This window comes from Niabella sp. CPT15-335-S11, assembly GCF_058792415.1.
Genome location: NZ_JBYTEI010000002.1, coordinates 237,002 through 249,639, shown reverse-complemented (window position 1 = coordinate 249,639; position 12,638 = coordinate 237,002). Strand labels below are relative to the sequence as shown.

At 45.9% G+C, this 12,638-nt stretch carries 17 protein-coding genes; 13 read left to right on the top strand and 4 right to left on the bottom strand.

Annotation, left to right across the window (positions count from 1 at the left end; all coding sequences use genetic code 11):
• Positions 1 to 97: 97 nt before the first annotated feature.
• The 4 genes from AC3WS5_RS07580 to AC3WS5_RS07565 all read right to left on the bottom strand — a co-directional run bounded on the left by AC3WS5_RS07580 (position 98) and on the right by AC3WS5_RS07565 (position 3,577).
• A complete protein-coding gene (locus tag AC3WS5_RS07580) occupies positions 98 to 1,435 on the bottom strand; it encodes a sensor histidine kinase (protein WP_492466685.1) in 1,338 nt (445 codons plus the stop codon).
• Between the two features lie 2 nt (positions 1,436 to 1,437).
• Positions 1,438 to 2,112, bottom strand: a complete 675-nt coding sequence (locus AC3WS5_RS07575; protein ID WP_492466684.1) for a response regulator transcription factor — start codon at positions 2,110 to 2,112, stop codon at positions 1,438 to 1,440.
• A gap of 14 nt (positions 2,113 to 2,126) precedes the next feature.
• Positions 2,127 to 3,002 carry a hypothetical protein gene (locus AC3WS5_RS07570; RefSeq protein WP_492466683.1) on the bottom strand — a complete coding sequence of 292 codons (876 nt, stop codon included), beginning with the start codon at positions 3,000 to 3,002 and terminating at the stop codon, positions 2,127 to 2,129.
• 137 nt (positions 3,003 to 3,139) lie between these two features.
• Positions 3,140 to 3,577 (bottom strand): helix-turn-helix domain-containing protein, encoded by a 438-nt coding sequence (locus AC3WS5_RS07565; protein ID WP_492466682.1) that lies wholly within the window; start codon positions 3,575 to 3,577, stop codon positions 3,140 to 3,142.
• Positions 3,578 to 3,663: 86 nt separating this feature from the next.
• Between AC3WS5_RS07565 and AC3WS5_RS07560 the strand changes: the two genes are divergently transcribed.
• The 13 genes from AC3WS5_RS07560 to AC3WS5_RS07500 all read left to right on the top strand — a co-directional run bounded on the left by AC3WS5_RS07560 (position 3,664) and on the right by AC3WS5_RS07500 (position 12,535).
• On the top strand, positions 3,664 to 3,882 hold the full coding sequence (locus AC3WS5_RS07560; protein WP_492466681.1) for a hypothetical protein: 219 nt from the start codon (positions 3,664 to 3,666) through the stop codon (positions 3,880 to 3,882).
• A 12-nt stretch (positions 3,883 to 3,894) separates the two neighbouring features.
• On the top strand, positions 3,895 to 5,979 hold the full coding sequence (locus tag AC3WS5_RS07555) for a hypothetical protein (protein WP_492466680.1): 2,085 nt from the start codon (positions 3,895 to 3,897) through the stop codon (positions 5,977 to 5,979).
• Positions 5,980 to 6,211: 232 nt separating this feature from the next.
• Positions 6,212 to 7,063 (top strand): AAA family ATPase, encoded by an 852-nt coding sequence (locus tag AC3WS5_RS07550; protein WP_492466679.1) that lies wholly within the window; start codon positions 6,212 to 6,214, stop codon positions 7,061 to 7,063.
• A 158-nt stretch (positions 7,064 to 7,221) separates the two neighbouring features.
• Entirely contained in the window at positions 7,222 to 7,650 is a 429-nt protein-coding gene (locus tag AC3WS5_RS07545) for a hypothetical protein (RefSeq protein WP_492466678.1), read from the top strand.
• 8 nt (positions 7,651 to 7,658) lie between these two features.
• A complete protein-coding gene (locus AC3WS5_RS07540) occupies positions 7,659 to 8,054 on the top strand; it encodes a hypothetical protein (protein WP_492466677.1) in 396 nt (131 codons plus the stop codon).
• A 5-nt stretch (positions 8,055 to 8,059) separates the two neighbouring features.
• Entirely contained in the window at positions 8,060 to 8,368 is a 309-nt protein-coding gene (locus AC3WS5_RS07535; RefSeq protein ID WP_492466676.1) for a hypothetical protein, read from the top strand.
• A 29-nt stretch (positions 8,369 to 8,397) separates the two neighbouring features.
• The gene (locus AC3WS5_RS07530) at positions 8,398 to 9,060 is read left to right on the top strand and encodes a DUF3164 family protein (RefSeq protein ID WP_492466675.1); all 663 of its coding nucleotides are present in this window, start codon (positions 8,398 to 8,400) and stop codon (positions 9,058 to 9,060) included.
• 296 nt (positions 9,061 to 9,356) lie between these two features.
• Positions 9,357 to 10,310, top strand: a complete 954-nt coding sequence (locus tag AC3WS5_RS07525) for a GTPase domain-containing protein (protein ID WP_492466673.1) — start codon at positions 9,357 to 9,359, stop codon at positions 10,308 to 10,310.
• Between the two features lie 9 nt (positions 10,311 to 10,319).
• Positions 10,320 to 10,655: a DUF4406 domain-containing protein gene (locus AC3WS5_RS07520; protein ID WP_492466672.1), complete on the top strand. Its 336-nt coding sequence runs from the start codon at positions 10,320 to 10,322 to the stop codon at positions 10,653 to 10,655.
• Positions 10,656 to 10,665: 10 nt separating this feature from the next.
• Positions 10,666 to 11,238: a hypothetical protein gene (locus AC3WS5_RS07515; RefSeq protein ID WP_492466670.1), complete on the top strand. Its 573-nt coding sequence runs from the start codon at positions 10,666 to 10,668 to the stop codon at positions 11,236 to 11,238.
• 11 nt (positions 11,239 to 11,249) lie between these two features.
• Entirely contained in the window at positions 11,250 to 11,711 is a 462-nt protein-coding gene (locus AC3WS5_RS07510; RefSeq protein WP_492466669.1) for a hypothetical protein, read from the top strand.
• Between the two features lie 61 nt (positions 11,712 to 11,772).
• Positions 11,773 to 12,045 (top strand): hypothetical protein, encoded by a 273-nt coding sequence (locus tag AC3WS5_RS07505; protein WP_492466668.1) that lies wholly within the window; start codon positions 11,773 to 11,775, stop codon positions 12,043 to 12,045.
• Between the two features lie 109 nt (positions 12,046 to 12,154).
• A complete protein-coding gene (locus tag AC3WS5_RS07500) occupies positions 12,155 to 12,535 on the top strand; it encodes a hypothetical protein (protein WP_492466667.1) in 381 nt (126 codons plus the stop codon).
• The last annotated feature ends 103 nt before the right edge of the window (positions 12,536 to 12,638 follow it).

Genomic DNA, 12,638 nt, shown 5'->3' with positions numbered 1-12,638 from the left:
TATTCTGTTCAGTTAAATATTAAATTAGTAATATGTTTACACAGCTTATAATTCCAAGCAAACTTAGTACCAGAACATGAAGGGAAGATGAAGTGTGTCAGGCTGCTCCTGTCAGAATATGGTTTTTACCAAATTGAAATTCAAAGGTGCTTCCTTTTCCTATTTCTGAGGAGACCCGAATAGCCATTCCCTGATAGGTTACGATAGATTTCACAATCGACAAACCCAGGCCATTGCTATCGGCTTGTGAAACAGAGGATTTCTTGAAGCGGTTAAAAATGTCGTCTAGCTGGTCTTCGGGTATTCCAATGCCCGTATCGTTTACACGAATGATATATGAATTATTATTAATATACTCATCGTCAATGCGTATGGAGCCACCCGGCCGATTATACCGGATAGCATTGTGAACGACATTATAAAACATCTGAAACAACAGGTCCCGGTTTAAATTTTTCAGCGTCAGTTTTTCTTTGATGTCTATGTGCAGAGTCAGACTTTTTTCCTCCAGGCGGTGATTTAATTCTTCAACAACCTCATTTAACAGAATTTTGGGATTTACCTGGTCATTTCGCACGTATTGTTCGTTTTCAATTCTGGAAATCAGCAACAGGGCTTTGACGATTTTCTTCAGTCTGTTGAGTGTCTTGGTCAGTTCTTCGAGCTTCTCATACTGCAATTCAGAGATGCCCGGATCTGAAAGCAGGTTTTCAATCTTGCTTTGCATGATACTCACCGGTGTCATTAGCTCATGAGAGGCGTTTGAAGTGAATTCCCTTTCTTTTTCAAATGCGCGGTTCACCTGTTGCATGAGACCGGTAATGGATTCGTCGAGGTATCTGAAATCGGAAGTGCCCGTTTTTACCGGAGGAGCTTGTGTTCCGAAGGGAAATTTGCTGTGAGCCAGTCTGGTACGGATAATTTCTCCCAGTGGTTTCAGCAGGAATCTTGTATAAACCAGGTTTAAAATGAGCGTAATGACCATCAGCGATAGCAGGACGTATAACGCGATTTCCTGCAGGTCGCGACTTTCGTTTTTTATAGCGGTTATTTTCTTCCCGATCTCCAACAGGTACGACTGGTTGCCTGATTGGAATGTCCGGGTAATAATCCGGTAAGTGATCGTATCGCCTTCCACGATCCGTGGTGCCGTTTCGAGTCCTTCTGCTGTGGGTTTTTCATGAATTTTCTGGATAGAGATATATTCATCTTTCAGCATGGAATATCCTGCGTAGCCACTATCGCCATTCAGGTAATAGTCAATACCGTTTTCCCTGACCTCCTTTACGGCCTTTTCCATATTTTTTCCCAGTGCAGCGTTGGTGTTCTGGAGCGATATACGTGCTACGAGATCCGGCAACATCATTACAAAAAAAATAACAACGGCCAGGGTGGACAAGGTCGAAAAAAGGGTGAGTTTGGTTAATAGTTTCACCGTCAGATTTTTACTTTATAACCTATGCCCCTTACGGTTTCCAGCCAGTTTACCGGTCCGTAGGCGCCAAGTTTCTTCCGGATATTCTTAATGTGCACGTCGATATAATTAGAGTCATAATCGTCGAAGGCAAAATCGCCCCATAAATGCTCGCTCAGCTGAAGTCTGGAAAGTGGCTTGTTTTTATGAAAGATGAGGTAGCTCAGCAGGTCAAACTCTTTCTTTGACAGCTCGATCTCCGCCTGCTTGTAGTAAATCATCCGGGTTTTTGAATCGATTACAAAATCTTCGATGCAAAACCGCGAATCCGAGATATTGAATTTCCTTCGGTTAATAGCCTGCATCCTGGCTAAGAGTTCAAGCAGGGAGAACGGTTTAGCCAGGTAATCATCTGCGCCCATATCCAGACCTTTTATCCGGTCGTCAACATTTCCCCTGGCCGTAAGTATGATGAAAACTGTATCAGTGTGGTCTTTTTTCAATTCTTTCAGGAGATAAAATCCATCCTTATCCGGCAGCCCCAGGTCCAGCAAAATGAAATCGTATTCGGTCGAGTCGCCATTTTCCAGTGCTTGTTTTGCGTTGAAGGCCAGATCACAAATATAATGTGACTTTATCAGGAAAGACTCCATTTCCAGAGCCAGCGATCTTTCGTCTTCTACTATTAATACTTTCATGACGATCAGTTGTTTTAGAATTGGTAATAGACACCAAGGTTTAGAAAAGTATTTGCATTACCGGTTCCGGTGACTGCGTTCGGTCCCAGCACAGAAACCTGGGCGGAAGCTTCAACCATATAAGATGCACGGCTGTAGGAAACCGGTAGCTTGAAATTGTAGGAAAGCATTCCGAATCTGTTCACTTCCTGCGTCAGAATTTGCGTACCCCCCGGCGGGTTTGGATTCCCTTTCCCTTTTTTGAGTTTCAGCCTTTGCACTACGTAGTCTTCATAGAATCGCTGCGTGCCGGCTATGAAATTAGTTTCAGGCGTGATGCTGAACACGGCCTTGTTTTGCGAAGCCGGTATATTGAAAGCTCTGGCGAGTTTGAAGGTCAGGAAATAATCATTTTGCTGACCAAAAGTGTAATCAAAACTGAGCCCCGTTGTAACGAAGTATTCGGCCAGAACCGTTGCGCTCGCAATGTTGGGGCTGGATGCCTGTAAAAAAGGGGAGCGTGAAGGAAAAAACGAATGCGCATAACTAAGATCTGCTGATATTTTCCTGGCAAGGTGAAAACTGTAGCCTGCACCAAGACCGGTCGCGGAGACAAACTGGCTATCCCGCAATAGCTTGTATGCTAATCCTGAGATGTAGAACCCACTGGGGAAACGTACAGAAGCCGCCAGTGCCACATAGGGTAATTTTTCTTCTGCAACCTGACCAAAATAACCCGCATTGCTGCTGTAGAGAGCACCTACAGTCAGATTTGTCTTTTTCTTTGCAGAATCTTTAGACACAGCGTCTGTCTCCGGTGTTTGGGCGGAAACGGACAGGAACAGAAATAAAGAAATCGCTGATGCGACCAGCGATTTCAACGTTAAGTTTTCAAAGAGTTTTTTGTGCATTACTAAGGGGGGTAAATTAAACCGTAACAATAATGAATTATATAAAACGTGCTGAAAATGCACTGCTGTCGCGCGTTACAGCCGATTGACGCCATTTTGAATTTAAATTAAAACGTTGCAGCGCATTAGATTTTCCTTTATTTCTTCGGCTGGCCCTTATGGCCATCTAAGCCTAAATGGCCCTCTATGAGGCTTAAACGGGCCTCAAAATCGCTCATCCAGGCCTTGATTGGCTTGGATTGGTAGTCTATTTCTGGCTCATTTGATACATTTTGGGTATTTAGGTTACCTGTTAGGTTACCTTTTAGGTTACCTTTTGGTCCATTTTTTTTGAAATCTGAAAATGAATTTAGGTTACCTTCTAGTAATCGTTCTGTTACCAGATCATCTAATGATACATCAAAATATTTGGATATCTTAACCAGATCATCAAATCCAGGCTTACTCACACCATTCTCCCAATTATTCCATGTAGTTGCCTTAAACCCAATGTCAGAGGCTATTTGAGCCTGTGTCTTACCGGCCAGAACGCGCAATATTTTAATATTCTTGTCGAAATAGATCACGTTATCCACACCTGTTAATAAGTTTCACTTCAACTATTTTGGATTATCCAATTTAATTGGTTTATCTTCGTACCTGTTAAAGGTACTGTAAAGATATGGACAAAAGTATTGGAATCGTCAAGAAAAGAAGTGTGAAGCGAGCCGCTCTGATAAAAATGACGGCAGAAACCACAGGGGTTTCGCCCGAGACTGTAAAAAAGGTTTTAAGTATGGACCGTCGAAATAACCGCGTACTGGCCGTTTACATGGAGCTGGATGAAGGGATGAACCTTTTGTTGCAGGAAGTCAAAAAACTATTGCCTGACTTAGCATAACTCAAATTACCGATGACAGAATACTACTATAATCACACTGACAGAGGTCTTTGCCTCACCTTCCCTGGTCTCGTATGGCTTGGATATAGTGAATCTTATCTCAAGAAAGCTTCTTCAGTGAACAGCCCATCCTGGCCATTTATCGCCCACCCGGAAGACGGGCGGAAAAAGCTACTCCCTTATAAGGATCTGTCCGCAAAGCGTAAAGGGGAGATCACTGAGCGGCTCCGCAAGCGCATGGACTGTAAACACGCTGACGAACAGCACTGCCACTGTGGCGACCTGGTATACTACGCAAGTGTAGAACCCATCCGTAACATGCTGGTAAAGGATGATAAAGCCGAGGCCTTCTTTATGGGGTACCGGTTTACAGACACCACCGGCAAGCCGGCGAGCTTACCTACAGAAAAGGTTAAGCACTACACGAATGAAGCCGGGATCCTAAATTTCGTGACAGCCGCCGATGGCGATATAAAGGGGATCGTTAAGGGTAAGCTTGGATTTAAGAGTGTGACCGACTTCTGGGATAAGTTAATCGAGATTGTGAAGCAGGAGAAGATGCGCGGTAACGTGGGTGGTAAGTTCCCGACCAGCTACACTAGGCTGGTGGCCCATAAGACCAGCGCGCTGAAGACCTATAAGTCTACCGGCTACAAGGGCCTTATCCATGGAAATTACGGCAAAGGCAATGCCGCTAAAGTGAACGATGACCTGAGCGCCGAGCAGTTAAAGAGCTTTATTGAAGACGGTACCCAGCGCGATGATGTGCTGATCTGTATGCTATACAACACCTGGGCCGAGCAGAGTGGCTACAATAAGATTAGTCCGGCTACCGTTGGCGTGTGGCGCAAGAAGTGTGCGCATGAAACGGACCTGGGCCGGTATGGCAAGAGTGCTTACAATGAGCGTTTCGTTCGCGAAGTGAAAGGCGTCCGGCCATCCAACCCATTGTTCCTCGTAGAGCATGATGATAATGCCCTGGATTTTCTCTTTGAAGATGATGGGTACCAGTTTGCGAAGTATGTGGCTTATGTGGTTACGGATAGTTTCAACGACCTGGTCCTGGGTAAAAGCTATATCGCCGGCCGGGATCCGATGAAAGAGCAGATCCGCCACGCTTACATTGATGCAATGTATTACATCCGTTCCCTGACTGGTGGATGGTATATGCCTTTCGAAATTAAGAGTGATCAGTACGCTGCGACCTATAATAAAGACTTTTATGCCAGTATTGCGCGCCGCATTGTCCCAGGCTTCGGAAATAAGCATCGCGGGTACATTGAGCAGTTCTTTGGATCCACGCACTGGAAGCGTAGCCAGCAACTTATCAGCCAGGACAACTGGTCCGGTAACAACATGACTGCTAAGTATCGGGGCGTTTCTGATGATATGCTGGAGCATGGCCGCAAGTTGCACAATATTCCAACGGTGGGCCGTGATGCCGAAATCCAGATCGAGAATTTCTTTACGCTGCTTCGCCGGATGCCAGCCTTTACACGCCAGAACATGAACGCGCCATCTAAGGAACAGGCATGGCTGGAGCGCTGGAATCAAATGAGTGAAGATGATAAGCGACCAATTACGGATGACGTGTTCCTCCAGAAATTTGGTATCCTCCATCAGCCCAAACATACCGACGGGATCCGCATTTCAAACCGCGGCGTGGAGCCACAGATTCTTGGACAGAAATGGTCCTTTGACTTACCGGAGAGCTGGATGTACAGCCGATTGAACGGCGCCTTGGTACAGCTATACTTCGACCCTTATGATATGAGCCGGATCCTTTGTACGAATAACGATGACATCCGCTTTGTTGCCACTACCGCACAGTTTACACCGCGTGCATTGCGTGACGCTTACACGGACAGCCGGACCTACCTGAACGCGATCCTGGGCGATAAGGCGAAGCAATGGGATGGCGCTTACAGCGCGCAAGAACAGCGCAAGAAAGTGGCAAACGGATACGTTGGAGCGGAAGCATTACTCCAGGGTGGTGCATTGATAAAAGAGCTGAAGAATAGTGCCGAAGGGATCCTCCTTACGGGCGGACGTGCGGAAGAAGATAACGCGGGAGTGAATCCGCTGGACCTGATGTAGATCTTTAAATATAGATGCGGTAGCGAAATGGTATTCGCCTTTGGTGAGCGACTGCGCTCGAAGCGCAGGGATATGAAGAAGGCTGCACGGGGGTTCGAGTCCCCTCACTAAAGTGTTAGGCATAACAAGCAGGTTCGAATCCTGCCCGCACCCCCAGTTAGTCAGGTTGAATAGTCAAGGCCCGCTTAGTCTTAAGTGGACCTCAATTTTAAAACAACAAAACCAATATACCATGATGAACGAGGTTACAAAGAAACAAATAGCCGCTGCTGCGGCTGGGTATGTGGCCCGCTACGAGAGCCAGGCCAAAGCCATTGCTACGCTGGTGAATATAAGCGAGGCAACGGTAATCAATGTCCTGAAAGGACGCTGGGATACCATTTCTGATGAGATGTGGCGCAACCTGGGCAAGCAGGTTGGAGCCGGCGAGAATTGGTCCCTCGTGGAAACGCTTGACTTTCGCACGCTGATCCTTTACTATGCTGATGCGAAGGACTACAGCAATGTATTTGCCATTACCGGTCCAGCCGGAAGTGGGAAGACAGAGAGCGCACGCTGGTTTGCCCGCAACAAACAGAATGTTTATCACATTCAATGTATGGAGTTCTGGAACCGGAAAATGTTCCTGACCAAGATACTCCAGGCTATGGGTAAAGAGAATACGGGGTTCAATATCGGTGAGATGATGGATTATATCGTTGAGCAACTCATGAAACAAGACCGGCCCTTATTGATCCTGGATGAAGCCGATAAGCTTAACGACCAGGTACTGTATTTCTTCATCTCCCTTTACAATATGCTTCGCGGTAAATGCGGCATCGTCCTGATGGCAACGGAGTTCCTGCGCAAGCGGATCATGCGCGGAGTGGCCAAGAACACCAAGGGCTACAATGAGATATTCTCCCGGGTGGGACGCCGGTTTATCACCCTGAACGGTGTGAGCAAAGCGGAACTGAAGAAGATCTGTGAAGCAAACGGCATCGACGGCGAGACCGACCAGGCCGAGGTAGTGAACAGTGTAGAGGAAGGAGATCTGCGCCGTGTGGAACGGGTAGTACACAAATTAAAGCGGAAAGCCGCTTAACGAGTTGGTTATAATTTAAGGATAAGGAACGGAGGCCTTGGTCCCATCGCCTCCCTTATTTAAAAATTGATTATGAAAAACGAGGTTAAAATATGGAGCATGATAGTAACGCTGGTAGCGTGCATCGTATCTCTGGTTTGCCGCAAAAATGGACTGTTATGACTAAAGTGATAGAATATACCCCGAAGCCTGGCGACATTGTTGTCGAGCAGGCCGACATAAAGAGTGCCATCCTGCGCAGGCTTGGATGGACGGAAGAGAACCTGAGCAAGTACATGTATGAGGTCGGCTGCAAGTATATTGACCTCCTTTTTACAGGATTTGAAAGAACAAAGGTAAAGGCCCGCATGGAACGTAGTAAGCTATTCTGGTCCTGGTTCAAGAATATCTGGTACGCGACAGACTACTTTCTGCTTGAAGAGCAGCACACTGATCGATTCGCACAGCTAGTGCTTAGCCATAAAGAAGATGGTGGATTCCACGGCTTCTACATATTCCTGCATAGTGCCGATAACACACTGGCCGAACATAAGATCCCGCGAGCTGTATGGGATGATGTCCGTAAACCTGAATTTATCACCGTATAATAAATGACATGACTAAGCTAAGTAAGATACAAGAGATCATCCGCCGCGCCGAAGGCGAGCTGTTGAATAAGACCGGACATGTGTACCGGCTGAGTATAGAATATGCGCTTCCTGAGTTCGCTCAGGAAGGTGTCACACAGATGTGTAGAATCTGGCAGGTAAATGAAGATGTACTCCGCTTACGTACCAAGACGGCTGCCCTGGCTACTATGCGCTTTATCGTGATGAAATTCCTGCTGGAAGAGTGCCGTCTGAAGACGGTATCTATTGCACAATATTTCGGCCTGGATCATACCAGTGTGCTACACGGTATTAATAAGTGTCGAACATACCTGCACACCCAGGATACGCTGTTCATGGGATATTACGAGCCAGTGTCACACGTCTTCGAACCTGCCAAATAGCCGAAATGAAGAAGTTTAAGCTAAAGAAGGTAAAGGCTGAGACGCTTGAAGGAATGAAAGGACTGATCGATCAGTACCTGGAATACCGGCCAGCTGATGACGATGATGCTCTGATGGCCGCAAGCCTGAGCCAGTTGCGTGATAAGATCTATGCTAAGCTGGGCACCTGGCAGCCGTCCTACACAGTAAGCCTCACGCCGGTGGAAGCCTTCGGGCTTAGAATCTTCTTCACGGACTGCATTAACGAGCGCGGCAGCTATATGGGCAACCAGCTAGGGCGTATTGCAGACGGGATCCACCAGTACTACCAGTAAACAATTTTCCCAACATAAAACAAAATCAGATGTCAAAATCGAAGATTAACACGCTATCGGCAAAAGAGAAAGCTGCCTTGATGCGTGAACTTAAAGAAGAACTTGCGGCGGAAGAGCGCGAGAAGACAGAGCGCCGGCGCAAGTATAAAGATGCCGTTAACAAGAAGGTCCCCTCCCTGTTTGTAACACTCAAGAAAGCCAACGATGTGCTGACCGCTGCCAAGAAGAAGGTGTACGATGAACTGGCCGATCTCATTACCGAGAAAGGATCTGTGTATGACCGACATCAGGACCAGGCAAGTCACACTTTCAGCACGGAGGAAGGTCTGTCTATTACGATCGGTTACAGGACCAATGACGGATGGGATGACACAGTGGACGTGGGCATCCAGAAGGTAACTGACTACATCCAGAGCCTGGGTAAGGATGCCAATAGCCGTAAGCTGGTAAAGACCGTCCTGCAACTGCTGGCGAAGGATAAGACTGGCAACCTGAAGGCAAGCCGGGTCCTGCAGCTCAAGAAGCTGGCTGATGATATCGGTGATAAGAATTTCTCTGACGCCATTCTGATCATTCAGGACGCATACCGGCCCAGCCGCAGTAAGCAGTTTGTAAGTGCTCGCTTTGTCGATGCACAGTCGGGAGTATGGCAGGATCTACCACTTAGCATAAGTGATGTGCCGCTCCTATAAACACAATAAGCCCTCCCCGCTAGGCCGGGGAGGCTCTATTTCTTAACCTTAAATATTGCCCAATGTTGTTACAAATTACTCTGATCTTATCCCTGGCCGTGAGTCCGCTTGTTGGCGGATTTGTCATGGAACGTAGACGCCGGAACCGACGTAGATCCGTTACCCTTATGGTACCGAAAATTGTCAGTACGAATACCATTTCCGACCTAAATACCGCAGAATAATGCCACTTATTGGCGAGAATCGGAGGGGGTTTTGACATTTTATTTTGTATAACTAATTGATTTATAGCGGAAATGGGTAAAAGTATTGGACTTGAGCAGTTGAGCCGGAAGGTGTACCGGACTATTGAGGGGCTGGATGTTGAATTTACACAGAGTTTGGGGGAAATGGAGGATGCCTGGGACGCCATTATTTTCGGTAAAAGTGGCAACGGGAAAACAAATTTCACGATAGTTCTTTTAAAGGCTTTAATAAAGGCGCTGGACTGCCGCGCGGAGTACGTATCCTACGAGGAGGGGCACGGTAAAACAATGCGTGACGCGATGATTTACAGGCATAATATGCTGGAGGAAGTGGGTAATAGACTGATGCTCACGGACCACTTAAATTTCGAAGAATTGAAGCGTAAAATGTCCAGAAAACAGAGTGCTAAAATTTGGGTGATAGACAGCCTCCAGGCAAGCCATTTAAGCTTCGAGCAGTGCGAGCAGATTAAGCGGTTGTTTGTGCTCAGCCGCAAGAAGAAGATCGTGATATATGTGAGCTGGGCCGAGGGACGGAACCCGGAAGGAGCAGTCGCTAAAGCAGTTGAGTATTACGCATCCATCAAGTTGCATGTGGACCGCTTGGTCGTGTTCCCAAAGAGTCGTTTTGGCGGCAATAAACCGTTCATGATCTGGAAGGACGGAGCCAGGACGCACAGGACCTCTAAAGAGTGGCAGGTACTGCAGGCGATTATGCGCAAGAAGCCGATGATAACGAAAACAAAAGAAGATGAACCTTTAAATAAAGACAACGATGATATGCAGCAAGAAACAACTAACGAAGCAGGAAGCCACACTGGCTCTGAACATGATAAACAAAGCGAAGCGCCAGAGAATGGCCAGAGACAAACGCCCGAAGCGGGCATATTACTGCCGAACCTGTCAGGCCTGGCACCTGAGCAGCATGAGCGAGAAGGATTATTACCACCCGGAGAAAGTGGTGGGCAAGGGAAAGTGGTGGAAACCTTAATTACAAACGATTAAAAATTTGAAATGAGTACAAAGAGAGTTTATATAGCCGGACCTGTCCGGGGCCTCGACGAAAAGCAAGTCAGTGAAGCGTTTCACCAAAAACAGAACGAGCTGCACGTACAAGGTTTTAGTGTTACAAATCCGGTCGACATGGTAAAGTTTGAGAACCGGTTCAGGTGCCCAGGCTACAAGCTGGACGACGATAAGAACCGCAATGCCACGATGCGTTTCTGTATAAAGCTACTGGCCGAGTGCGATGAAATCCACCTGCTACCAGGTTGGAAATTTAGCGAGGGCGCCCAAATCGAACACAAGGTGGCTGAGCTGTTAAAAATAAAAATTGTATATCCCGATTAAAAACACCTATATGCCTAAAGTACTTACATTTTCACGCACATTTCCAAGCTACCATCCGAAGGCCGGACAACTGACGGGCTTTGTTGAGAAATTTTGGAATGCGATTAATTTTCATCCCTTAGGATCAGTGGTTGACTACCATGCTCTGCGTGTATTGAATAAGGGTATGACTGGTGTTGCGCAGGAGTTATATGGTACTATGAAGTTTCAAAAGGATCGTTCGGTCAAAAATAAAGTTCATACCATTCGCGCGGGATATCGGTTTAATGAAGGCGACTTCTTTAGTCCAAGAGTATGGCGCGGGAAGCCTTACCACTCAAAACAGATCGTCATCGCGCCAGACCAGCTGGTTGTGCGGGTTTATGATTTTGAAATGTTCCAATATGAAGGAGAGCCTTATTTCTCCATCGATGGAGAAGATTATAAATGCAGATATGTGCAAGGTTTTAATTGCGAGTCTGTAACACTCTTATCACTATGTTACAATGACGGACTGCGAATTGATGACTTCTTATCCTGGTTCAAATATCCGAAGCCATTTCAAGGCCAAATAATTGTTTGGGATAAGGATATAAACTACTAATACCGTATATAATGACTGAACAGCAAAGAGAAAAGAACGCCGTAAAGATTAAGAATTTAAATCTGTTGGTACGCGAGTTTGTGCAACAACTCACGGTGGCGGAAGTTTATCTTTTGGACGATTTGCAGATTACCGATCCGAATTTTGATAAGTATTTGGACATAGCGATTAATAAACTCCTGTATGAAGTAGGTCGCTATAAAAATATTAAATCGAACGAAACAATTCTTAACATAAAAAACAAAACGATGAGTGTAAAAGCAAAATTCAAATGTAACAGTATTACTGATTTCGGCCAGGTAAAAGAGGCTCACCTTACCGCTGTGTATAGTGACAAAGGTGAGAATGCCGACTTCACAAAGTACACCCCAAGCGGAGATCTTAAAATTGCAACTAATAAAGAAGCCGCGGCGAGTGAGTTCTTTATTCCAGGTAAGTCGTATTACCTGACGTTTGACGAAGCCCCGGAATGAATTCCTGACAGCCGGGAAAGACCGGCTTTATTAAACTTCTTAATCAATTAAATGCAAGGAAATGACAGTAACGCGAGAATACACATGGATATGCGTGGACGATAAAGTAAGGTATGCAAACGGCATAAGTTTGTACAAACCTGAGTTCGAAGACATTCAATCGTTGTTATCAACAGAGGGGCTTGCCCCATATGACCTTGAAATAGTAGCTGATTTTGAGTTGCGATTGTTTATGTGGCGTTGTAAAGTGGTGATAATGGGTGTATTAGCTACATCATTTGATGATAAAGGCATAGTTAAGCGCATAAGATTCAGCAGTGAACGAATTAAATAAGCGAATCTGAAAATAACATCCATGCTTACCATGAACGTTATAACATATCTGATCGCGATACTGGCGATCGTTAAATTGTATAAATATATAACTAAAATAAGTTAATATCATGAAGTACACAAAGAAACAACTACAAACAGCTATTGAGGCCGCGAGAGCAATGATTAAGCCACTGGAAGATGAGTTTGATCAAACCGTTCGATCTATGGAAGCAGGTGTTAATGCAATGTTCACGGAGCATTATGACGCGGAATGCCTCGATCAAAATGGCCGATACCTGCGCCCTGGCGATACCGTGACTGACGGCGAGTGTGAATATGAAATCGAGAGCAGACAAATGCAAATTGTCTTTGATACTCCGCTGATGAACACCGAGGCGAAACTCCGCCGGATAAGTAACGATCCTGAAGAACTGGTTTATTTTATCCTGGTTCCCGCTGCCGAACTCAGGACGTATAGGCTCGTAAGAAGAAAGGAGGTGGCCGTATGAGTATTTACAACCAAACCAAGTTACTCGATGGCCGAAACATCATCCACAATGAGAATGCCGTAACGCATTTCCCAGGCGAGATATTTCAGATTAATACGCCACT